The organism is Desulfohalovibrio reitneri, from assembly GCF_000711295.1.
In the GTDB taxonomy this organism is placed as follows: domain Bacteria; phylum Desulfobacterota; class Desulfovibrionia; order Desulfovibrionales; family Desulfovibrionaceae; genus Desulfohalovibrio; species Desulfohalovibrio reitneri.
The window spans coordinates 2,240,462-2,260,949 of the sequence record NZ_JOMJ01000003.1 but is presented as its reverse complement, the minus strand read 5'-3'; the positions used below and the strand labels follow the sequence as shown (position 1 = coordinate 2,260,949).

Sequence of the window (20,488 nt, the reverse complement as noted above, 5' to 3'; positions counted from 1 at the left end):
CCCCATGGGGGAAGGAGCACGGCACGAGTCCCACCACCTGGAAGAGGCGCTGACGGCTGACGCCTCGCTGCGCCAGGCCCTTTTCGAGGGCCTGGACCTGCCCATGGCCCTGGTCTCCAGGGACCACCGGGTCGTCATGGCCAACCGCGCCATGGCCGACCTGCTGGGTTCAACACCGGAGGCGCTGCGCGGCGGCCCCTGTCTGCGGAGCAGGGGCGGCGATACCAGGCACGACCCGGGCGAGCGCACCCTGCGCACCGGCCAGCCCGACGAGCGGCTGCTGACGGTCCCCGGGCCGGACGGCTCGCACGTGGTCCTTCTGGTACGCACCTTCCCCATGCGGCCCGATTCCGGCATCGACGGCTACCTGGCCGTGGCCAGGGAAGTCTCCGAGGAACTGCGGCGGGAAAAGCAGCAGCGGCTGCTGGGGGCCATGATGGCCAACACCGAGCACCTAGCCGTGCTCAAGGACCCCAGGCGGCGCTACCTCACGGCCAATCCCGCCTTTGCGCGCATGCTGGGGCTGGACTCCGACGAGGTGCTGGGCAAGCGGGACGAGGATCTGCTGAACGGCGTGGCAACCGACAGCGACCTTTCCGTCTACGCCGAAAACGACCGCCGGGCGCTGGAACTTCCCGCGGGGGAATCCCTGACCGTGGAGGAGCACCTCTCCGGCGGAAAAACCCGGCGCGTATTCCTGTCCAAGAAATTCCCGGTCTACGACGAAGGGGCGCTGCTGGGCGTGGCCACGGTCAGCCAGGAGATCACCCAGCTCAAGCGGACGGAGGAGGAGTTGCGGCGGGTCAACCAGCAGTTGCGGGCCATGTTCGCCAACATCCCCGGCCACCTCAACGTGGTGGACGCGGACTACCGCATCATCAACGTCAGCCGGGGCCTCATGGAGGCCTTCGGCCTGCCGGACGACGCGGACATTCTGGGCCGCCACTGCTTTGAGATCCTGCAGAACCGCCGAACCGTCTGCGGCCACTGCTCCTTGCCCAAGGCCATGGAGGAAAAGCGGCTCGTCACCCGCTTCTCCACCCCGGAGGAGGACGAGCGCACCGGCCGCTCCTTCAAGATGTACTGCGCTCCCATCCTGGACGAAGACGACCGGGTCATCGGCGGCATGGAGTACGTGGCCGACGTTACCGACCTCCGCCAGCTCACCCGAGCCCTGGAGGAGGCCAAGGAGCGGGCCGAGGCCGCCTCGCGGGCCAAATCCGCTTTCCTGGCCACCATCAGCCACGAGATCCGCACACCCCTCAACGCTGTGCTGGGCATGCTGCAGATTCTGGATCAGGCCGATCTCGCTCCGGAACACGCCGAGTCCGTGCGCACCGCCCTTATGGCCGGACGCGGCCTGGCCGGGCTGCTCAACGACCTCCTGGATCTCTCCCGCGTAGAGGCGGGCCGCATGGAGATCGCGGCCGAGCCGCTGCGCCCTGGCGACGTGCTGCGCCAAACCGCCGAGGCACTGCAGCAGCAGGCCACGGACAAGGGGCTGGCCATCTCCGTCGAAGTGGAGGACGGCGCGCCGGAGTGGCTGGACGGTGACGAGCAGCGGCTGCGCCAAATCCTTTTCAATCTGGCGGGCAACGCCATCAAGTTCACCGAGCGCGGCCGGGTGGCCCTGCGGCTGCGGCCCGACGGGGAACGGCTGCTTTTCGAGGTGGAGGACACGGGCGTCGGCATTTCGCGCGGACAGATTCACCGCCTGTTCGAGTCCTTCACCCAGATCGACGACTCCACCACCCGCCGCCACCAGGGCACCGGCCTGGGGCTGGCCATCGTCAAGAACCTGGTGGAACTCATGGGCGGCGAGGTCTGGGTGGAAAGCGAGCCCGGAGAGGGCTCGGCATTCCGCTTCACTCTGCCCCTGCGCCCGACCCAGGACGGGAATCCCGGCGGTCCCGCCCCCCGGTCCGGCACGGCGGAAGAAGCCTCCGCTCCCGCCAAGCGGGTGCTGGTGGTGGAGGACAACGAGATCAACCGCATGGTGGCTCGCAGGCTGCTGGACAAGCTGGGCCACGAGTGCCGGGTGGCCGGGGACGGAGCCGGAGCCCTGGACATGCTGGCGGAACAGCCCTTCGACCTGGTCCTCATGGACATCCAGATGCCGGACATGGACGGCCTGGAGACGGTGCGCCGCCTGCGGGCGGGCAAGGCCGGGGAGGTCAACAGGCGCACCCCCGTGGCCGCCCTGACCGCGCACGCCGGGAGTGGCGACCGGGAGCGCGCGAGGGAAGCGGGCATCGACGGCTACCTGCCCAAGCCCCTGGACCTGAACGAGTTGGACAGCGAGGTGCGGCGGCTGACCGGGGACGAATGATCCGCCCCCGCCGCCAACGCGAAAAAGGCCCGGAACGCGGTGCGTTCCGGGCCTTTTTCATGGCCGTTTCCGGACCAGCCTAGAACCGTTCGAACTCGTCGTCGCCGTCCATGTCGTAGGCGTACCCGGCTCCCCCGCCATCCTGTCCGCCCCTGGCGGCCGGGGGGGAGGCCCGCTTGGCTCCGTTGCCTTTCGCGGCCGTCTCGTCCCCCCGGGGAAGGGCCTCACGTCTGGCGGGCGCGGCCTTCGGCCTGTCCCGGCCGTCGCCCATGCCCAGCTTGAAGAAGGAGATTGATGCGAGCAACTGCTCCGACTGGGAGGACAGCTCCTCCGAGGTGGAGGCCATCTCCTCGGCCGCGGAGGCGTTCTGCTGCACCACTTGGTCCAGCTGCTGGATGGCCTGGTTGATCTGCTCCGCGCCGGAGTTCTGCTCCTCGGACCCGGCGGCGATCTCCTGCACCAGGTCGGCGGTTTTGGAGATGTCCTCGACCACCTGGCTGATGAGCTTGCCCGCTTCCTCGGCGGTTTCCACCGAAGAGGACGAGACCTCGGTGATCTCCCCGGCGGCCTCGCCGCTGCGCTCCGCCAGCTTGCGCACCTCCGCGGCCACCACGGCGAAGCCCTTGCCCGCCTCGCCCGCGCGGGCCGCCTCGATGGCGGCGTTGAGCGCCAGCAGATTGGTCTGCCGGGCGATCTCCTCGATGATGGAGATTTTCTCGGCGATGTCGCGCATGGCCGAAACGGTGCGCTCCACCGCCTCGCCGCCGCGCTTGGCGTTGTCCGAGGCCTTGGTGGCCATGGACTCGGTTTGCCGGGCGTTGTCCGTGTTCTGGCCGATGTTGGCGGCCATCTGCTCCATGGAGGCGGAAATCTCCTCCACGCTGGCGGCCTGCTCGCTGGCCCCCTGGGAGATGCTCTGAGCCGTGGCGGACAACTCCTCGGAACCCGAGGCCACGTTCTCCGAGGCGGAGCGCACCTCGCCCACCACACCGGTCAGGGCATCGGACATGTCCTTCATGGAGGCGTACACGCCACGCACCTTGTCCTGGTCGAAGCGTGTGCTCAGGTCGCCACGTGAGATGCTCTCGGCGATGTTAGCCACCACCGAAGGGTCGCGGCCGAGTTGGGCGGAGACGCCGCGGATGATGAGCCAGGCCATGAGCGCGCCGAAGAGCAGGGCCGCTCCGGAGACGATACCGATGAGGCGTATGGTGAACCTGTTGGATTGCTGCACGCTGGAGCTAAGCTGGTTCTGGTCCTCGATGATGGACAGCTTGACGTCCTCGGTCAGTCCGGCCACCTCCGGCCCGATGCGGTCCAGGCTGTCCTCGATGAGGCGGTTTCGCTCGAAGATGGCCGGGACGAAGGCATCGAAAAACGTGGACGTGTAGCGATCCCGGCTTTCAATGGTCCCGGCCAGCAGCCCGCGTCGCTCCGCGTCCTGTATCGCGCGTTCCAGCGCCGCCATTTCCTCGTCCATCACCTCGAACTCGTCGCGCACCCGGTCCACGTCCGCTTGGTCGTTGCTCTCCAGGAACTTGACGACGTACAGCCTGGCCAGCAGCAGGTGCCGCAGGGTCAGCCCGGCGTGGTAGGCCGTCGCGGAGTCGCCGTCCCCCTCGGCCGTGCGCATGAGTTCCGCGAGGTTCCGCTCCATGGCCGCGCCCTCGGGGGCGAGGACGCCCTGGAGCAGTTCATCGCGGCGGTCCATGAGCTTGACCACCTCGCCGAAGCTCTTCTGATAGGTGTCCAGTTTCTGATCGGCCTTGGCGATCATGGACGCGCGCTCCGGGTCGCTTATGCGCCCCTTGGCCTCCTCGAGGAAGCCCTGGGTGGCCGTCATATACTCGTCGAACTCGCGGCGCTCGCTCTGCTCGCCGCTCAAAATGTAGTCCTTCACCTGCATGCGCAGCATAAGCATGTTGCCCTGCACGCGCCCGGCCAGCACCGAGTCCCGGGCCAGCTCCCGGTAATCGGTGAACCCGTCCGTGGCCGAGGTCAGCGCCCTGAAGGACACGATTCCCAGCACCACCAGCAGCACCAGCACGGCGCAGAATCCCAGGATGAGCTTCCTGGCCAACGACATATTCTTGAACATGAAGGCCCCCTTTCGAATGTCCGTGGATTGCGCGGCACACGCGGAGCGAGGCGCGAACGCGCCGTTTTCCGTACCGTGTCTCGCGGACGAAATCGTGATTACAGGCATACTGACAGACTCGCCATGATAACTGAACGGTTGTGCATGAAAATATAACGCCCGTCCCGGAGGCCGCGCCGGGCGGACGCGAAAAAAGGCCCGGGGACGACGTCCCCGGGCCTTGTCGCGTCGGTTGGTCCGGCCTGGAGGCCGGAAGCGGCTAGAAGCGCTCGAACTCGTCGTCCTCGCCGCTCTCGTCCATGTCGTAGGAGAAGCCCTTGGAGCCGGATTTGCCCTCGCCGCCCTGTCCGGCGCCGCCCTTGGCGCGGGTATTGCCGTTGCCCTGGGCGGCCGGCTTCTTCCCGGGCTTGTTTTCGCCACCCTGCGGCAACGCCTGGCGGGACGTCCCGGCCGTGGCGGCTTTGCGCTGCCGCCCTCCGGAACCGTGGCTGGTCTCCAGCTTGAAGAAGGAGATGGTGGAGAGCAACTGCTCCGACTGGGAAGACAACTCCTCCGAGGTGGAGGCCATTTCCTCGGCCGCGGAGGCGTTCTGCTGCACCACCTGGTCCAGCTGCTGGATGGCGTTGTTGATCTGCTCCGCCCCGGATTTCTGCTCCTCGGACCCGGCGGCGATCTCCTGCACCAGGTCGGCGGTCTTGGTGATGTCCTCCACCACCTGGTCGATGAGCTTGCCCGCTTCCTCGGCGGTCTCCACGGAGGAGGACGAGACCTCGGTGATCTCCCCGGCGGCCTCGCCGCTGCGCTCGGCCAGCTTGCGCACCTCCGCGGCCACCACGGCGAAGCCCTTGCCCGCCTCGCCCGCGCGGGCCGCCTCGATGGCGGCGTTGAGCGCCAGCAGGTTGGTTTGCCGGGCGATCTCCTCGATGATGGTGATCTTCTCGGCGATGTCGCGCATGGCGGACACGGTACGGCCCACAGCCTCGCCGCCGCGCTTGGCGTTGTCCGCGGCCTTGGTGGCCATGGTCTCGGTCTGGCGGGCGTTGTCCGTGTTCTGGCCGATGTTGGCGGCCATCTGCTCCATGGAGGCGGAAATCTCCTCCACGCTGGCGGCCTGCTCGCTGGCCCCCTGGGAGAGGTTCTGGGCCGTGGCGGACAGCTCCTCGGAACCGGAGGCCACGTTCTCCGAGGCCTCCCGCACCTCGCCCACCACCTCGGCCAGGCGCCCGCCCATGGTGCGCAGGGTCTCGGCCATGCGGCCTATCTCGTCCTTCTGGTAGACGTGCACGTTGGCGGTCAGGTCGCCCTCGGCGATCTCGTCGGCGAAGCCCATGCTCGCCATGAGGGGGCGGAGGATGCCGCGCGCGATGACCCAAGCCAGCAGCACGCCGATGACCAGGGCGCTTCCAGCCAGCCACTCCACGCCCATGCGCGTGGTGGAGGCCGCTTGCAGCATCTCCTTGTCGGTCATGACGTTCTCTTCGACCGTGGTCTCGGCGCGGTTCAGCAGCTCCTTGACCTGCTGCAGATTTGGCAGGGTCTTCTGGGCATAGATCGCCATGGCCTTCTCGTAGCCCTCGCGCCGCGCCTCGTACCACTCCCTCACCTCGTCCAGACCGGCCAGGGTCTCGTCCGCGGCCGTCTCGGTCTCACCTCGGAAGACCTGTTCCGCCTGGACGCGATCGTTCTGGTCGATCAGCTCCTGGATGGTGATGGCGCTCTGGTGCAAATGCTTGTGCGGGTCGTATATACCCTCAATGGCCTGCCCGAAACCGGGGTTCTCCCTGGCCATTGCCTTGGTCTCGTCGGAGTAGAGCCACTTGCCCAGGGAACACTTGGTCCAGTCGGTCTCCACGCCGAGTTGCGTGATGGAAGGGTCCAGCAGGGCGTCCTTGACCTTGTGGGTCCAGCGCAGGTGGTCGTTCTGCTTGTCCGCCAGGAAGGTGCCCAACCCGGTGTCCACCGGCGTATAGACCTCCTTGATCTCGCGGGCCGATTCGTGGAGGTGGATGTGGGGTTCTTCCACCTCGGCCATGACGGACCGGATTTCCGGCACCATCTCCTCGGCCTCCTGCCTGCCCTGGCCGTAGTACCACTTGCCGAAGCCGCACTCGCGCGGGTTCAGCTGCACGTCAAGCGTGTTCTGCTCGTCGTCGGTGACGAAGACGCTCACCGCCTCGGCCCACTCCAAGTGGTCCACCAGCCGCGAGGTGAACTCGCCCCGCAACTCGTTGCCGTGGATGACCTCCTCGGCGTTCTCGGTGATGTCACCCACGCCGAGGAAGGCCCAGCCTCCCACCAACAGCAGCAGCAACAGCACCGCACCGAATCCGACTCCGAACTTGCCCTTGAGGGAAATGTTCTTCCAGCTCATCTCGCCCGCCCTTTTGCACGATCGTTCAGGATATGTTTCGCAGGGTATATCCATACCATACGGGCATTCAAGGGCAAGGTCGGACCGCCAATAATCAAACGCCCCCGGGAAATCCTTGCGGTATGCGGAAATCCGCCCCGCCCCCTCAAGTCAGGGACAGCATCGTCCGATAGGATTCGAAAGGGAGTTGTATGGAGATTCAGGAAGTGGCCGCCAAGGCCACCAGCGCCATCCAGGCGCAGCTTTCCATGCGGGTCATTCAGGGCACCCTCGAACACGGGCAGCAGTCCCAGCAGGCGCAGCAGCCGGACAAGGGGCAGCGGCTGGACATCAAAGTCTGAGGACCTTCCCGCCCGCGAACGCTCCGGGAGAAGGTATAATCCCTTCCCTCCGAGTCCGTTTGCCGCTAGGCTTTCCCCATGCCCCGCAATTGCCTGATCATCCTTCTCGACGGCGCGGCCGACCGGGCCCACCCCGGCCTGGATGGCCGCACTCCGCTGCAGGCCGCGGCCACCCCCTTTCTGGACTCCCTGGCCCGCCAGGGCAGCGTGTGGCTGCATCACCCCACCGATCCCGGCCAGCCCCTGCCCGTGGAGTCCGCCCTCTACCCTCTGCTGGGCATGGGCGCGCACCACGCCCCCAGCCTGGGCGTGCTCTCGGCGCTGGGCTCGGGCATGGACCTGGCCCAGGGCGACGTGGTTTTCTCCGCCAGATTGGCTTCGGTTGAGCGCGAGGAGGACGGCGCGCTGGTGCTCATCGACGAGGATCCCTCCTCCACCGACGAGCCGGACGAGGCGGCCCACGCCTGCACGGGCGAGGCCTGCGCCGATCTGTTCAGGTCCCTGGAGCCCGCCACCCTGCGCGGCGTAGAATTCCAGCTCGTGCACACCGAGGGGCTGGACGGCGCCCTCATCCTGCGCGGCGCGGCGGACGAGCGCGTGACCGACGTGGACCCCCTGGCCGAGGGGCTGCCCCTGGCCAGGCCCATGGCCCTCGACGGGGCGCCCATGATCGCCGAGGAAACGGCCCGCGCCCTTGGAGAGTACCTGGCCCGGGCGCACAGCACCCTCTCCGGCCTGGAATTCAACCGCCTGCGGGAGGAGCGCGACGAGCCCCCTGTGAACGCCCTGCTCACCCGCGCGGGAGGCCGCCAGACCCCCTCGCTTTCCTTTCTGAATCGCTTCTGCATGGAGGGGGGACTGGTCTCCCCGCTGGCCGCCCTGGGCGGGGCCGCCCGGGACATGGGGCTGGCCTTCCGCCACGACCCGGACCGGGGCGAGGCGGGGGAGGACCTGGCCCGCCGCCTTGGCTGGGCCAGGGAGTTGTTCGAACAGGGCACGCGGGTGGTGGTTGTGCACAGCCGGGCTTGCTTCCGGGCCGCCCGGGCCAAATCGCCGGGCCGCAAGAAACGCGCCCTGGAAAGCCTGGACGCGGCCCTGGCGGAAAACCTGCCCTCCATGACCGTGGCCGGCAGGCGGCCGCTGGTGGGCATAGCGGCCGGGCCGGGCGCTCCCGCCTCGGGGCGGCTCATCCGCACCGGCGAACCCTATCCCGTGCTGCTGCACGGACCTGGCGTGCGCTGCTGCGCCGGGACCTCCTTCCAGGAGTCCGAGGCGCGGGCGCTGCTGCGTTCCACCGAATTCTTCGCCCTGCTTCTGGACCTGCTGGACCGCTCCCGCCTGGCCGGCTGGCGCGAGACCCCGGTCCCGGCCTGGGCCTGGCCCGCGCCCTACGAACCCTTCAGGGTGGACTGAGCCGCGCAGTCGCAGGCGGGCTCGGCCTCTTCCCCGCGCCGCGCCGCGTCCACGCAGTCCATGAAGTGCGGCACGCAGGGCATGGCCACCCGGTAGAGCACAGCGCTGCCGCGCTTGGTGGAGGCGACCACCCCCGCCTCGCGCAGCACCGAGAGGTGCTTGGACACGGTGGACATGTCCAGTTCCAGGGCGTCGCGCAGGTGGCCCACGCCGCATTCCCCCCGCAGGGAGAGCTGGTGCACGATGAACAGCCGGGCGGGGTGGCCCAGGGCTTTGAAGATGCGGGCGTGGGGATCGAAGGCTTGGCGGATGGTCTCTTGCATGGGGCTCCTCGGATGGGCAATGTACCTCCTACGAATGCCCGCTTCCCCCGTCAAGACCGCCCCGCGGTCCACTCCTTGAACGGCAGCAGTTCGTTGAGCTCGGCAACGTGGGTCCGCTCCAGGGAGTTGATCTCCGGCATGTGGCGGCGCAACAGGGCGTGCAGCCGGGGATCGCTGAAGCGGTGCAGGGAGTAGGCGCTGCGCGAGGCGAAACCGCGCCTGGCCTTGTGCGCCCCGCCCATGCCGGGGTCGAACTCCCGCAGTCCATGCTCTATGCAATACTCCATGGGGGTGTAGTAGCAGACCTCGAAGTGCAGCCCCGGGACTTCCTCGAAGCAGCCCCAATACCGGCCCCACAACCGCTCCCCCTGCTTGGCGAAAAGGGCCATGGCCAGGGGGCGCTCCCGCCCGCCCTCGGTGGCCCCGGCCACCACCAGATTCTCCGGCAGCTCCCGGAATATGCCCTGGAAAAAATCGCGGTTGAGGTAGTGGCAGCCCCAGGGGCCGAACTTGGCGTTGGTGCGCTCGTAGATGGCGTACAGCCACTCCACCCAGGCATCGGACACGTCCGCGCCCTCAACCATCTCCACCCGCACGCCCCGCTCCCGCAGGGCCCTGCGCTCCCGCGTCACGTTGCGGCGGCGGGAGCGGCGGAAGTAGGCCAGGAACTCGTCCAACGAGGCGTAGCCGGGGTTGCTCCAGACGAACCCCTGGTGCTCCCAGCGGACCATGCCCGCCCGCTCCGCCGCCTCGGCGAAGCGCGGGGAGGCGAAATTGACGTTGAGCCCGGACAGGCCGTGGCCGCGCACGAAGGCCTCGGCCTCGTCCAGCACGCGGGTGAACACGTCCTCGGTGTCGGCTTCCGGCGCGGTCAGGGGCTCGTACCCCGTGGCCGGGGTGAAGGGGCTCATGGCCGTGAGCTTGGGGTAGTAGGAAAGCCCGATGCGGGCGGCCACCTCCGCCCAGACCTGATCGAAGACGAACTCCCCGGAGGAGTTGGTGCGCACGTACATGGGGGCGGCCCCCACCAGCTCTCCGCCCCGGTGCAGCAGCAGATGCCTGGGCAGCCAGCCGGTCCCGGGAGTGACGCAGCCGGTTTCCTCCAGAAGCCGCAGCCAATCCCAGCGCATGAAGGGCGTGCCGGGCCGGAAGCGCTCCCAGTCCTCGCGGCGGACATCGCTCAGGGATTCCGCCCAGGCGGCGGTGAGGGGTTCGCGGGGCTGTGTCATATTTCCATAGTACGCCCAAAGGGTGCTGGAAGGGAACCCTTGGCTGGAAAAAGCGGGCAGTCAGGCGGAGGTTTTTTCGCAGTCGCGGCACACCCCGGACAGGGTCAGGCCCACCTCGTCCACGCTGGCGGCCGGGGGCGGCGGCTCCGGCGCGGGCGGCAGGCTCTCCGGCCCCAGGCAGAAGCATCGGCCGCAGCGGCGGCAATGGAAGTGGCCGTGGCGGCGCGGCCCCTGGTCCACGGGCTGGGTGAGCACCCCGGCGCAGAAATGGGCCGCCTCCGAGCCCTGGTGCTTGAGCACCAGCCCATGCCGGGTGAGCAGGTCCAGAATGCGGTAGAGCGTGACCTTGTTCATGCGCCCCTCCACCCGCGCCAGCAGTTCCGGCGCGCTCAAGGGCCCCTCCGCCCGGTGCAGCAGGTCCAGCACCAGGGAGCGGTTGGCGGTGGGCTCCAGCCCTGCCAGGCGCAGGCGGGACTCGGTCATACCCTCGCCTCCGGGGTCTTTCTTCCGCCCAGGGCCAAGTCGGCCAGGTAGCAAAGTCCGGCCAGGCCGATGACCGCCGCGCCGGAGGTCACATCCAACAGGTAGGCCGCAAGCACCCCCAGCACGCAGAAAGCCGCTCCCAGGACCGAGGCCAGGGCCATCATGGAGCCCAGGGAGCGGGTGCGCCGCTCGGCCAGGGCCGGGGGGATGGTCAGCAGGGCGATGACCAGGATGAGTCCCACCACCTGCACCACCATGACCACGGCCAGGGCGGTCATGGCCGGGAGCAGATAGTGCAGCAGGGTCACGGGCACCCCCTTGGTGCGGGCGAATTCGCGGTCGAAGGAGAAGGCCAGGAAGTCACGGTAGAAGCGCAGGCACAGCCCGGTGATCAGCAGGGTAAGCAGGGCGATGGCCAGCAGGTCGCCCCGCGAGACGGTGAGGATGGAGCCGAAGAGGTAGGACATGAGCCCCCCGGCGTGCTGCGGGGCGAAGTCCACGCAGACGATGCCGAAGGCCATGCCCAGCGCCCACATGGCCCCGATGACCGTGTCCGCCCGCTGGGGGTGGCGGCGGGTGGCCGCGGCCATGGCCGTGGACGAGGCCAGGGAGAAGCCCACGGCCGCGGGCAGCACCGGCAGCCCGGCCAGCATGGCCAGCCCCACCCCGCCGTAGGCGGCGTGGGCCACCCCCCCGGCCAGGAATACCAGCCGGTTGACCACCACCAGGCAGCCCACCAGCCCGCAGGCGATGGAGGCCAGCACCCCGGCGGCCAGGGCGTTTTGCATGAAGGGGAAGGACAAGGCCTGGAGCAGGTCGCTCACGCGTCCTCCCACTCCCGGACCCGCAGGTCCGGCAGGCTGGTCACGGCACGCATGTAGGTGTCCGCGGGACAGGTGTGCTCGTGGCTGCCGTAGAGCAGGGAGAGCATCTCCTGGGTCAGCTCCGGGGAGGGATTGTAGAGCAGGCGGCGGTTGACGCAGGCCACGGCCGTGACTCCGGAGGCCATGATGGACAGGTCGTGGGAGACCACCACCACGGTGGTGTCCCGGGCCAGCCCGGCCAGGAACTCGTAGAAGCAGAAACGGCCGTGGGGGTCGATGGAGGAGGTTGGCTCGTCCAGCAGCAGCAGGTCGGGCCGCGAGGCCAGGGCGCGGGCGATGAGCACCCGCTGGGCCTCGCCGCCGGAGAGGTCGGCGAAGAGCCGCTCCGCCCGGTCGGCCATCTCCACCCGCTTAAGCGCCTCCATGGCGCGCTCCCGGTCGCCCTTGCCGGGCCGGTGCAGGTGCAGCCCCATGAGCGCCACGTCCAGCGCCCTTACGGGGAAGGCCCGGTTGCCCTCGCCGTGCTGGGGCACGTAGCCCACACGGTCCAGGACCTTGCCCGGGGGCTTGCCGAAGAGGCGGATTTCCCCCTCGTCCGGCCGCAGCAGCCCCACCAGCAGCTTGAGCAGGGTGGTCTTGCCGCCGCCGTTGGGGCCCAGCACGGCCAGGTACTCGCCCTCCCCCAGGTGCAGGGAGACGTCCCGCAGCACGGGGCGGCCGTCGTAGGAGAAGCTCAGGTGGTCGACGTCGATGGACATGTCCGGAAACCCTGCCCTATTTGGCCGCCGAGCGGAAGGCGCGCGCCAGCCGCTTGAGGTTGTCCGGCCAGTCCGCCGCCAGGGGGTCGGCCTCCACCACCTCCGCGCCGATGCGGTCCGCGATGATCGAGGCTTCCCGGGTGGAGAACTGCGGCTCCACGAAGATGGCCTCCACACCCTTCTCCCGGGCCATTTCCGTCAACTCGGCCAAGCGGCGGGGACTGGGCTCCTTGCCCGCCTGCTGGATGGCCACCTCCCTCAGCCCGTAGGCCCGGGCGAAGTAGGCGAAGGCCGGGTGGTAGACCAGGAAGGCCGCCCCCCGGGGGACGTCCGCCAGGATGTTCCGCACCTCGCGGTCCGTGCGCGCGACCTCCTCCAGCAGCCGGGCGTGGCCCGCGCGGTACGCCTCCGCGCCCGCCGGGTCCGCCTCAACCAGCGCGGCCAACATGTTGTCCGCGATGACCCGCACCGGTTCGGGCGCCAGCCAGACGTGGGGGTCGTACGCTCCGTGGCCGTGGGCTTCGCGGCCGGGCTCCCCATGGCCGTGGGATTCATGAGCATGCGCATCATTGCCGTGCTCCGCGTGGCCATGTTCGCCATGGCCGTGTTCGCCGTGGCCGTGTTCGCCATGGCCGTGTTCGCCGTGGCCGTGTTCGCCGTGGCCGTGTTCCTCATGACCGTGGGCTTCATGGCCGTGCCCCTCGTGGCCGCTCTCCCCCATGGGAATTTTGTCGATGCCGCTGTCCGTATGCACCACCCGCATGGCCGGGCTGATGGAGCCGAAACGTTCCAGCCAGGCCCGCTCGAAGGGCGCGCCCACGGCGAAATAGACATCCGCTTCCGAAAGGGAGCCCACCTGGCGGGGCGACGGCTCGTAGGCGTGGGGCTCGGCGCCGGGTGGCACCATGACCGTGAGCGCCTCCAGCCGCTCTCCGCAGATGGCGCGGGCGAAATACTCCTGCGGCGGGATGGACACGGCCACGGACAGCCCTTCTGCGGCGGCCGGGGCGGGGAGCAGCAGAAACAGCGCAAGCAGCAATCCGGATAGTTTGTTCATGGGATTCTCCGCGACTGGATTGAAGGATTATGTGGCATTCTGGTTATGCAACCGAGTTGCACAGAGGTCAAGCTCTCCCCTTGCCACGTTCCGCCTCCCGACGTAGGAAACGGGCGTCATGGAGGAGCAAGCCGCCATCTTCGCCACCATCGCCACAGCCATCGTGCTGGAGGCCTCGCCCTTTCTGCTGCTGGGCTCCCTCTTCGCGGCCGTGTTCGAGTTGTACGCCGAGCCCGAGGCCCTGGCCCGCAGGCTGCCCTCCTCCCGGCCCGGACAGTTGCTGGCCGGGCTCTTCGGCGGTCTGCTGTTGCCTACCTGCGAGTGCGGCACCGTTCCCTTGACCCGGCGGCTGCTGGCCAAGGGAGTCAGCCCGCGCACCGCCCTGGCCTTCATGCTGGCCGCGCCCGTGGCCAACCCGGTGGTGCTGGCGGGCACCTACGTGGCCTTCCGGGGGGAGTGGTCCATGGTGCTGGGGAGGCTGGCCATGGTGCTGGTTCCGGCCGCCGCCCTGGCCTGGGCCGCGGGCGAGGTTCCGGTGCGGAAGCTGCTGCGAGCCCGTCTGGACGCTTCGCCCCATGGCGACGGCTGCGCCTGCGGATGTGGCCACGAGCACCACCACGGCCCCGCCCCGCGCGGCCTCCGCGCCATCCCCCGGCTGCTGGCCCTGGCCGGGCAGGAGTTTCTGCACATGGCCGGTTTCCTCATCCTGGGGGCGCTGGCCGCCGCCGCGGTGAAGACCTTCCTGCCCCAGGACCTGCTCTTCGGCCTGGCCTCCTCGCCGGTGCTGGCCATCGCGGCCATGATGCTGCTGGCCGTGCTGCTTTCGGTCTGCTCCGAGGCGGACGCCTTTGTGGCCGCGGGCTTCGCCTCCTTTCCCATGCAGGCCCAGGTGGCCTTCACAGCCATCGGCCCCATGGTGGACCTCAAGCTGCTGCCCCTCTACTTCGGGGTCTTCGCCCGGCCCCTGGCCGTGGCCCTGGTCGTGGTCCCGGCCGTTTCCGTCTTCTTCCTCTCCCTGGCCTGGGTTTGGCTGGGAGGCGGCCTGTGAGCCCCGCCCTTCGCCGCTGGCTGGCCGCGGCCGCCCTCGTGGGATTGGGCGGGTTGCTGGCCGTGCTGGCCGAGTCCGAGATCTACTGGCGCTTTCTCAACCCCAGGTTCCAGCTGCTGACCCTGATCACAGGCGGGACGCTTCTGGCCTGCGGGGCCTGCCTGCCCTTCGCCCGGGACCTGCGGCCCAACCTGTGGCAGACAGCCGTGCTGGTCGCCTTCCTGGCCCTGGCCGCGCTGGCCATGGAACCGGCTGGAACGAAGTCCTTCGCCCCCGGCCCGCCGCCGGGCTCCACCTTCTCCCTTGGCCAGCGGCCCGAGCCCCGGGGCCCCTCGCGGCTCACGCGCGGCGGCACGGAGTACGTGCGCCTCAGCCCGCCGGAGCTGCACATGCTGCTGGACGAGCGGCCGGAGTACGCCGGCTCCACCCCCTTCGCCATGCGCGGCCAAGTGCGGCGCTCCCCCGCCCTGGACGCACGCGGGGAGATCGCCCTAGTGCGCACGGTGGTGGTCTGCTGCTTCGCCGACGCCCTGGCCGTGGGGATGCCGGTGCGGGTGGACGACCCTGCGGACTATGAGGATGGCCAGTGGCTGCGCGTGCTGGGCCGGTTGCGCGAGGCTGCTGACCCGGCCGCGCGCGAGGAGGACACCCCGCCCGCCACGCCCGGGGTCATCATGACCATCCTACCCCATGACCGCGTCTTTATCCCGGACCACGCCGAGCCGGTGGAGCCACCCAAGATCCCTTACGCCTTCGAGGTGCGGAGCAAGGAACCCTTCGCCTTCTGAAGCCGCGACGAATCCCGCCGCGGCTTGTCCACGGACCGCGCGCCGTGCTAAGAACGCGGAAACAAGGGGAACCATGCAGAACGAACCATTTCCCTTCCGCCCCGGCCAATCCCTGCTGCGGCTCAAGGACATTCTCTTCATCCTCGGCCGCTACGGCTTCGGGGAGGTGCTGGAAAACCTGCCCCTGCCCAAGCGGGTGAAGCCCAAGTGCGTGGAATGCCCGGAATCCCCCCGGCTTGCCCTGTGGACCAAAATCCGCCGCGCTCTGGAGGAGCTGGGGCCCACCTTCATCAAGGTGGGGCAGATCCTTTCGGTGCGGCCGGACCTGGTGCCCATGGAGCTGTGCGACGAGCTGAAGCACCTGCAGGAGGACGTGCCCCCGGAGAAGTTCGAGGACATCGCCGCGCGAGTGGAGGGCAGCCTGGGCGGCGGCCTGGACACCCTATTCGCGGAGTTTTCCCGCGAGCCGCTGGCTGCGGCGTCCCTCTCGCAGGTGCACCGCGCCCGCACCCATGACGGCCGGGACGTGGCCGTGAAGGTGCTGCGTCCCAAGGCCCGTTCAACCGTGGCCGCGGACATGGACATCATGGAGTACCTGGCCGGGCTCATCCACTCCCGGATGGAATCGCTCAAACCCGCCCATCTGCCGGACATCGCCTCCGAAGTGCGCAAGGGGCTGCAGCGGGAAATGGACTTCCTCAGCGAAGCGCGCAACCAGATGCTCTTCACCTCCCGCTTCGGGCCGGAGCAGGGCGTCATGGCCCCTGAGGTGATCGAGGAGTTGACCACCCCGGACGTGCTGGTCATGGAGTACGTGGAGGCCGTGCGCCTGGACGAGTACCAGGGCCCGGACGAAAAACGCCGCCAGCTGGCCCAGATCGGGCTGGACTGCGTGGCGGCCCAGATGCTGGACCACGGCTTCTTCCACGCCGACCCGCACCTGGGCAACCTGGGCGTGAACCGCGACGGCCTGCTGGTCTTCTTCGACTGGGGCATGGTGGGACGCCTGACCCCTGACATGCGCTCCGCCCTGGTGGACTACCTCATCGCCATGGTCCAGGGCGACGCCGAGGCCATCGCCCGCACCGCCCTGGAGATGTCTGTGGAGGTGCCCACCGACCTGGATTTCCAGCGCTTCCTGCGCGACGTCATGTACTACCTGGACAAGGTGCGCACCCCCGTGGCCGGGCACGCCAACATGGGCCGCTTTCTGCTGGACCTGACCGCCGCCTGCCGGGAGTTCGGCGTCTACCTGCGCTCCGATTACATCCTCATGGCCCGCGCCCTGCTCTCCACCGAGGCGGCCGGACGGACCATCGACCCGGACTTCTCCGCCCTGGACGGCCTCAAGTCCCTGGCCATCCGCCACGTGGTCAAGCGCGCCTCCATGGTCTTTTCCGACCGCCCCCCGTGGCGGCGGGCGGAGCGGGAGATACGCCGGCTGGGGCGGCTGCCCGCCCGCGTGGAGGGGGTGCTGCAGCGGCTGGAGAAAGGGGAGCTGCGGCTGCACGTGCAGCAGGACTTCCTCAAGGACCAGATGGAGTACCTGCGCGGCATCGCCTTCGTCATCGCCTCCTCCCTGGTGGTGGCCTCCCTGGTCATCGGCTCGTCGCTCATCTACGTCTCGGACGTGGCCCCGCACCTATGGGGCGTCCCCATACTCGGCCTGACCGGCTTCGTGCTCTCCGGACTGTTCGGAGCCTGGCTGGTCTGGCGGCTGCTGTTCCGCAAACGCTAAGGAGATACCCATGGACGTTTTCAGAAAAGGATTCTTCACCGGCCTGGGCCTGGGCATGCTGGCCAAGGACGAAGTGGAAAAGAACTTCTCCGAGGTTTTCGGCGCGGCCCGCGACACCGCCAAGGAGGGCATGGACGAGGCCCGCCGCCAGGGCGAGGACATGGCCAACCAGATCGCCGAGCAGATTTCCAAAATGGAAATGCGTGGCGAGGGCGAGGTGCAGGACGTGCTTTCCAAGGCCGGGCTGGCCACCACCGCCGAGGTGCAGGAGCTGCGCACCCGCGTGGAGGCCCTGGAGAAGGCCCTCGAGGAAATCCAGGGCAAGGGCGGGCAATAGCCCATGCGCCGCGTGCTGGTCACAGGGGCCACAGGCTTCATCGGCTACCGGGTGGCCGAGCTGCTGGCGGAGGAGGGGCTGACGCCCAGGCTGATGGTGCGGCGCATGCCGCGCGGGACCATCGTCTCGCACCTGCGGGCCGAGCCGGTCATGGGCGATTTGCGCAGCCCGGACTCCCTGCGCCGGGCCGTGGAGGGCTGCGACACCGTGCTCCACCTGGGCGCGCGGGCCAGCTTCGAGCCCTACGACACCCTCAAGCCCTCCCTCATTGACGGCTCGCGCGAGCTGGCCCGGGTGGCGGCCGAAGCGGGCGTGGAATGCCTGGTCTTCGCCGGGTCGCTCCTTGTCTACGGCCAGGTGGAGCGGGGCGGCGTGCCCATCGACGCCTCCACCCCGCCCGCTCCGGCCAGCGACTACGGCAAGGCCAAGCTGCACGCCGAAATGGAGATGGCCAAGGTCTGCCGCAACGCGGGCATGGCCTTCGCGTCCCTGCGGCTGCCCCACGTCTACGGCGCGCGCGACGCCGTATTCTCGGCCATCCGCGAGGGCGGCTTCATCATGCCCGGGGATGGGGAGAACGCCTACGGCCACCTGCACGTGGAGGACGCGGCCAGGCAGTTGATCGAGACGGCCCGCAAGCGGCTGTCCGTCATCTCCCCCTGCGCCGACGACCGCTCCGCCACCTGGAACGAGTTCTTCGCCCAGGTGCGGCGCTACTACCCGCGCCTGCGCCTGCGCAAAGTGCCGCGCGGATTGGCCATGGCCGGGGCGGGCTGCCTGGCGGCCTGGTCCAGGCTGCGGGGCAGGCAGTCCCTGGAAACCCCGGACGGGGTGCGCTCCTTCACCCTGAGCCTGCCCGTGGCCGAGGGCCTCTTGTGGGAGGAGCTGGGACTTCAGCCCCGCTACCCCACCCTCTACCAGGGCGTGCCCGCAGTGCTGGACGACTGCGTGTCCTACCGCTGGATGCATCCCCTGGAGGATAACCAGGGCTGAACCGCTTCCCTGGATTCACAGGATCGGAAGCGGGGGATTCACTCTCCCACCTTGCCCGAAACGTAGACCCCGTAGCTGTAATAGGCGCCATACCGTTCGTAGAGGGCGATTTCGTCTTTTTCCGCCGCAACGATGCGCCGTGCCGCTTCACTTTGTCCATGCCGGTCAAGGAAGCCCTCGAAACGGCTCAGCAATGGGTGGTAATACGCCTCGGTCCAGCAATGCCTCGGGAGGACGAAGAACGCTCCGGGGCTGTAGCCATGCCGCTCAAGCGACTCGAGCTTCGCCGACGCGACATCAACCTCCGGGTATTCCCTTTCCCAATGGGCCTGGATTTCCGGGGGCCGTGCGGCGGTAAGCCAGGTTATTTCGGAAACGACGAGCTTCCCTCCCGGCTTCAGAAACCGCCGCCAAGCCGAAACCCCGGCTTCAAATCCCATATTGTAGATGGCCCCTTCGGACCAAATCACGTCGAATTCCCCCTCCGCGAAAGGGAGGGCATCCATGGAGCAATTCACTGTGGCGATTTTGTCCAACACCCCCTGCTCATGGGCCCTTGATCGCAATTCGTCGAGGAATTCCTGCAGAAAATCCACCGCGGTGATCTCCGCGTTGAGTTCCTTCGCGAGCAGGAGAGTCGAAGCCCCTGTGCCGCACCCGATGTCCACGATTCGCAACGGCCGGGAGCGATCGACACGAGCCAGATCCAAGGCCAGTTTCGTTTCCGCCTCTCCCCCGGGTCCTTGGCGAGCGGCACCCCGGTGAAGGTCGACAAGCAGTTCGAGTTCATCCATCTTGCCCGCCTCCAGATATGTCGCCGCGCTTCCATGCCGGAGCGTACGCCGCGGCGTGCGGTAGCCCCCTTCCCGGCCCCGGCAGGCGTCCGATCATCGGGAAGCCTGCCCGATCAGGGGCTGCCATCGACCGCCTAGGACAGCTTGTCAAGCAACTTTTTGGCCTTGGCGTGGTCGGGATCAAGCTTCAGGGCAGCGTTGAGCCGTTCCTTGGCCAGATGGTCGTGCCCGGCCATGGAGTAGATGTAGCCGATGTTGAAGCAGGCCGTGGCGCTGCGGTAGCCGAACTCCGGATTGAGCTTGACCGCCTTGTTCAACTCCTTGGAGGCGTTGTCGAACTCCTTGCCGTCCACGTAGGCCATGGCCATGTTGTAGTGCAGGTTCTCGTCCTCCGGGGCCACCTTCCTGGCCTTTTCGTACTCGGACAGGGCGTCCTTCCAGCGGCCCTGCCGCCGCAGGACGATGCCCAGGGTGTTGAAGGTCTCCAGGTCCGACTTGTCCAGCATGTCTCCCTTGGTCTCCAGGGACTGCCGCAGGTACTCCTCGGCCATCTCCGGGTCGGCGTCCATGCAGCTCTCGGCGATCTGCTTGAGCATGGTGCTGACCTTGGAGAAGGCCTGGCGGGTGGCCAGCTTCTTGGCCGAGTCGAACATGCCCCTGGCCTTATCCGTGTCCCCCCGTTTGAGACTGATGCCGCCGATGTCCACCTTGCGGTCCACGTTGAGGGGGGAGAGGCGGTCCAGCTCCTCCAAATATTTGAGCTGCATGTCCAGGTCCTCTTCCTCCTTGTAGAACTGGACCAGCTTCTTGATGGGCTCCAGGTACATGGAGGCGCCGCGCCTGGCGCCCTCGTAAGCGGCCAGGGCCTCCTGGCGCTTGCCCAGCCCCTTGAGGGCGTCGCCGCGCAGCATGAGCCCGGCCGGGCTGTCCTGTTTGAGGGAGAGCACCTTGTCCGCCACGGTCAGGGCCTTGTCGAAGTCGTGCTTGGCGTTGAAGCGTTTGCCCGCCTCAACCAGTTCGCCCAGCCGCGAGGGCGGCTTGATGGTGTTGGCCATCTTCTCGATCATGACGTTGGCCGAAACCGGCTTGGTGACGAAGTTGTTGACCCCCATCTCGTGCAGAAGCACCAGGCCGTCGCGTTCAATCTCGCCGGTGAGGACGATGATGGGCAGGTGGGGGTAGTCGTTGCGCAGGTAGCTGACGAACTCCACCGAGAGCACCCCTTCCAATTCCCGCTCGATGATGACCAGGGGCTTGTTCCCGGCGGCCAGCGCGGCCTTGACCTGCTTCTGGGCCCGCGCCTTCTCGGCGAATGCCTCCACGCAGCCCTGGGGCAGGGCCAGGGTCTTGTACATGGTGCCCCGAAACACCTTCAGGAAGGTTTGGTCGTTGCTGACCACGATGAAGGTTCCCCGGTCCTCCTCCACGAAGTCCCGTACTATCTCGTCGTATTGCTTGGGCTTCTGCCCACCGTTGCCCATTGCGCCCCCTCCTTGTAAGGATATCGAAAGGCGTACAGTCTTGTGCACCTTATCCACCCTGTCAATACGGACGTGGAACCCCA

Annotated in this window: 18 protein-coding genes; 8 read left to right on the top strand and 10 right to left on the bottom strand. The window is 68.2% G+C overall.

Features of this window, described 5'->3' with window-relative positions; genetic code table 11:
• Window positions 1-4 precede the first annotated feature (4 nt).
• Window positions 5-2,329 (top strand): PAS domain-containing hybrid sensor histidine kinase/response regulator, encoded by a 2,325-nt coding sequence (locus N911_RS0111285; RefSeq protein WP_051694229.1) that lies wholly within the window; start codon window positions 5-7, stop codon window positions 2,327-2,329.
• 79 nt (window positions 2,330-2,408) lie between these two features.
• Here N911_RS0111285 and N911_RS0111280 read toward each other — a convergent pair whose 3' ends face one another.
• Complete coding sequence (locus tag N911_RS0111280; protein ID WP_029897196.1) at window positions 2,409-4,427, bottom strand: HAMP domain-containing methyl-accepting chemotaxis protein; 2,019 nt, start codon at window positions 4,425-4,427, stop codon at window positions 2,409-2,411.
• 259 nt (window positions 4,428-4,686) lie between these two features.
• Entirely contained in the window at window positions 4,687-6,798 is a 2,112-nt protein-coding gene (locus tag N911_RS0111275) for a methyl-accepting chemotaxis protein (RefSeq protein WP_029897194.1), read from the bottom strand.
• Between the two features lie 191 nt (window positions 6,799-6,989).
• Between N911_RS0111275 and N911_RS18475 the strand changes: the two genes are divergently transcribed.
• Window positions 6,990-7,139 (top strand): hypothetical protein, encoded by a 150-nt coding sequence (locus N911_RS18475; RefSeq protein WP_161781623.1) that lies wholly within the window; start codon window positions 6,990-6,992, stop codon window positions 7,137-7,139.
• A gap of 78 nt (window positions 7,140-7,217) precedes the next feature.
• Window positions 7,218-8,552, top strand: coding sequence for an alkaline phosphatase family protein (locus N911_RS0111265; RefSeq protein WP_029897192.1), 1,335 nt, complete (start codon window positions 7,218-7,220; stop codon window positions 8,550-8,552).
• Here the strand turns inward: N911_RS0111265 and N911_RS0111260 are convergent.
• From N911_RS0111260 to N911_RS0111235, 6 genes are read right to left on the bottom strand one after another with little or no spacing between them, the layout of a single operon-like run.
• On the bottom strand, window positions 8,528-8,875 hold the full coding sequence (locus N911_RS0111260; protein ID WP_051694227.1) for an ArsR/SmtB family transcription factor: 348 nt from the start codon (window positions 8,873-8,875) through the stop codon (window positions 8,528-8,530). The genes N911_RS0111265 and N911_RS0111260 overlap by 25 nt on opposite strands.
• A 50-nt stretch (window positions 8,876-8,925) precedes the next feature.
• Window positions 8,926-10,104 carry a GNAT family N-acetyltransferase gene (locus tag N911_RS0111255; RefSeq protein WP_029897189.1) on the bottom strand — a complete coding sequence of 393 codons (1,179 nt, stop codon included), beginning with the start codon at window positions 10,102-10,104 and terminating at the stop codon, window positions 8,926-8,928.
• Window positions 10,105-10,164: 60 nt separating this feature from the next.
• On the bottom strand, window positions 10,165-10,587 hold the full coding sequence (locus N911_RS16975; RefSeq protein WP_051694225.1) for a Fur family transcriptional regulator: 423 nt from the start codon (window positions 10,585-10,587) through the stop codon (window positions 10,165-10,167).
• Entirely contained in the window at window positions 10,584-11,411 is an 828-nt protein-coding gene (locus N911_RS0111245; protein WP_341860303.1) for a metal ABC transporter permease, read from the bottom strand. The genes N911_RS16975 and N911_RS0111245 overlap by 4 nt, the downstream gene beginning before the upstream one ends.
• The gene (locus tag N911_RS0111240; RefSeq protein WP_035104718.1) at window positions 11,408-12,169 is read right to left on the bottom strand and encodes a metal ABC transporter ATP-binding protein; all 762 of its coding nucleotides are present in this window, start codon (window positions 12,167-12,169) and stop codon (window positions 11,408-11,410) included. Before N911_RS0111240 ends, N911_RS0111245 begins: the two co-directional genes overlap by 4 nt.
• A 16-nt stretch (window positions 12,170-12,185) precedes the next feature.
• A complete protein-coding gene (locus N911_RS0111235) occupies window positions 12,186-13,226 on the bottom strand; it encodes a metal ABC transporter solute-binding protein, Zn/Mn family (protein WP_029897181.1) in 1,041 nt (346 codons plus the stop codon).
• A 118-nt stretch (window positions 13,227-13,344) separates the two neighbouring features.
• Between N911_RS0111235 and N911_RS0111230 the strand changes: the two genes are divergently transcribed.
• The 5 genes from N911_RS0111230 to N911_RS0111210 all read left to right on the top strand — a co-directional run bounded on the left by N911_RS0111230 (window position 13,345) and on the right by N911_RS0111210 (window position 18,130).
• Window positions 13,345-14,274, top strand: a complete 930-nt coding sequence (locus N911_RS0111230; protein WP_029897179.1) for a permease — start codon at window positions 13,345-13,347, stop codon at window positions 14,272-14,274.
• Window positions 14,271-15,062 carry a TIGR03943 family putative permease subunit gene (locus tag N911_RS0111225; RefSeq protein ID WP_029897177.1) on the top strand — a complete coding sequence of 264 codons (792 nt, stop codon included), beginning with the start codon at window positions 14,271-14,273 and terminating at the stop codon, window positions 15,060-15,062. The genes N911_RS0111230 and N911_RS0111225 overlap by 4 nt, the downstream gene beginning before the upstream one ends.
• A gap of 73 nt (window positions 15,063-15,135) precedes the next feature.
• Window positions 15,136-16,800 carry an ABC1 kinase family protein gene (locus N911_RS0111220; RefSeq protein ID WP_029897175.1) on the top strand — a complete coding sequence of 555 codons (1,665 nt, stop codon included), beginning with the start codon at window positions 15,136-15,138 and terminating at the stop codon, window positions 16,798-16,800.
• A 10-nt stretch (window positions 16,801-16,810) separates the two neighbouring features.
• Entirely contained in the window at window positions 16,811-17,137 is a 327-nt protein-coding gene (locus N911_RS0111215; RefSeq protein WP_029897174.1) for a phasin family protein, read from the top strand.
• Between the two features lie 3 nt (window positions 17,138-17,140).
• Window positions 17,141-18,130 (top strand): NAD-dependent epimerase/dehydratase family protein, encoded by a 990-nt coding sequence (locus tag N911_RS0111210; RefSeq protein WP_029897172.1) that lies wholly within the window; start codon window positions 17,141-17,143, stop codon window positions 18,128-18,130.
• A 38-nt stretch (window positions 18,131-18,168) separates the two neighbouring features.
• On the opposite strand, the gene N911_RS0111205 is transcribed toward N911_RS0111210, so the two are convergent.
• Window positions 18,169-18,924 (bottom strand): class I SAM-dependent methyltransferase, encoded by a 756-nt coding sequence (locus tag N911_RS0111205; RefSeq protein WP_029897170.1) that lies wholly within the window; start codon window positions 18,922-18,924, stop codon window positions 18,169-18,171.
• Window positions 18,925-19,058: 134 nt separating this feature from the next.
• Window positions 19,059-20,405 (bottom strand): response regulator, encoded by a 1,347-nt coding sequence (locus N911_RS0111200; RefSeq protein ID WP_029897169.1) that lies wholly within the window; start codon window positions 20,403-20,405, stop codon window positions 19,059-19,061.
• Between the last annotated feature and the right edge of the window lie 83 nt (window positions 20,406-20,488).

Excerpts from the sequence above, each read along its gene's own strand:
- N911_RS0111230 (WP_029897179.1), top strand. The coding sequence starts at position 13,345 with ATGGAGGAGCAAGCCGCCATCTTCGCCACCATCGCCACAGCCATCGTG.
- N911_RS0111280 (WP_029897196.1), bottom strand. The coding sequence starts at position 4,427 with ATGTTCAAGAATATGTCGTTGGCCAGGAAGCTCATCCTGGGATTCTGC.
- N911_RS0111240 (WP_035104718.1), bottom strand. The coding sequence starts at position 12,169 with ATGTCCATCGACGTCGACCACCTGAGCTTCTCCTACGACGGCCGCCCC.
- N911_RS0111200 (WP_029897169.1), bottom strand. The coding sequence starts at position 20,405 with ATGGGCAACGGTGGGCAGAAGCCCAAGCAATACGACGAGATAGTACGG.
- N911_RS16975 (WP_051694225.1), bottom strand. The coding sequence starts at position 10,587 with ATGACCGAGTCCCGCCTGCGCCTGGCAGGGCTGGAGCCCACCGCCAAC.
- N911_RS0111205 (WP_029897170.1), bottom strand. The coding sequence starts at position 18,924 with ATGGATGAACTCGAACTGCTTGTCGACCTTCACCGGGGTGCCGCTCGC.
- N911_RS0111255 (WP_029897189.1), bottom strand. The coding sequence starts at position 10,104 with ATGACACAGCCCCGCGAACCCCTCACCGCCGCCTGGGCGGAATCCCTG.
- N911_RS0111275 (WP_029897194.1), bottom strand. The coding sequence starts at position 6,798 with ATGAGCTGGAAGAACATTTCCCTCAAGGGCAAGTTCGGAGTCGGATTC.
- N911_RS0111285 (WP_051694229.1), top strand. The coding sequence starts at position 5 with ATGGGGGAAGGAGCACGGCACGAGTCCCACCACCTGGAAGAGGCGCTG.
- N911_RS0111215 (WP_029897174.1), top strand. The coding sequence starts at position 16,811 with ATGGACGTTTTCAGAAAAGGATTCTTCACCGGCCTGGGCCTGGGCATG.
- N911_RS0111235 (WP_029897181.1), bottom strand. The coding sequence starts at position 13,226 with ATGAACAAACTATCCGGATTGCTGCTTGCGCTGTTTCTGCTGCTCCCC.
- N911_RS0111220 (WP_029897175.1), top strand. The coding sequence starts at position 15,136 with ATGCAGAACGAACCATTTCCCTTCCGCCCCGGCCAATCCCTGCTGCGG.
- N911_RS0111210 (WP_029897172.1), top strand. The coding sequence starts at position 17,141 with ATGCGCCGCGTGCTGGTCACAGGGGCCACAGGCTTCATCGGCTACCGG.
- N911_RS18475 (WP_161781623.1), top strand. The coding sequence starts at position 6,990 with ATGGAGATTCAGGAAGTGGCCGCCAAGGCCACCAGCGCCATCCAGGCG.
- N911_RS0111265 (WP_029897192.1), top strand. The coding sequence starts at position 7,218 with ATGCCCCGCAATTGCCTGATCATCCTTCTCGACGGCGCGGCCGACCGG.
- N911_RS0111260 (WP_051694227.1), bottom strand. The coding sequence starts at position 8,875 with ATGCAAGAGACCATCCGCCAAGCCTTCGATCCCCACGCCCGCATCTTC.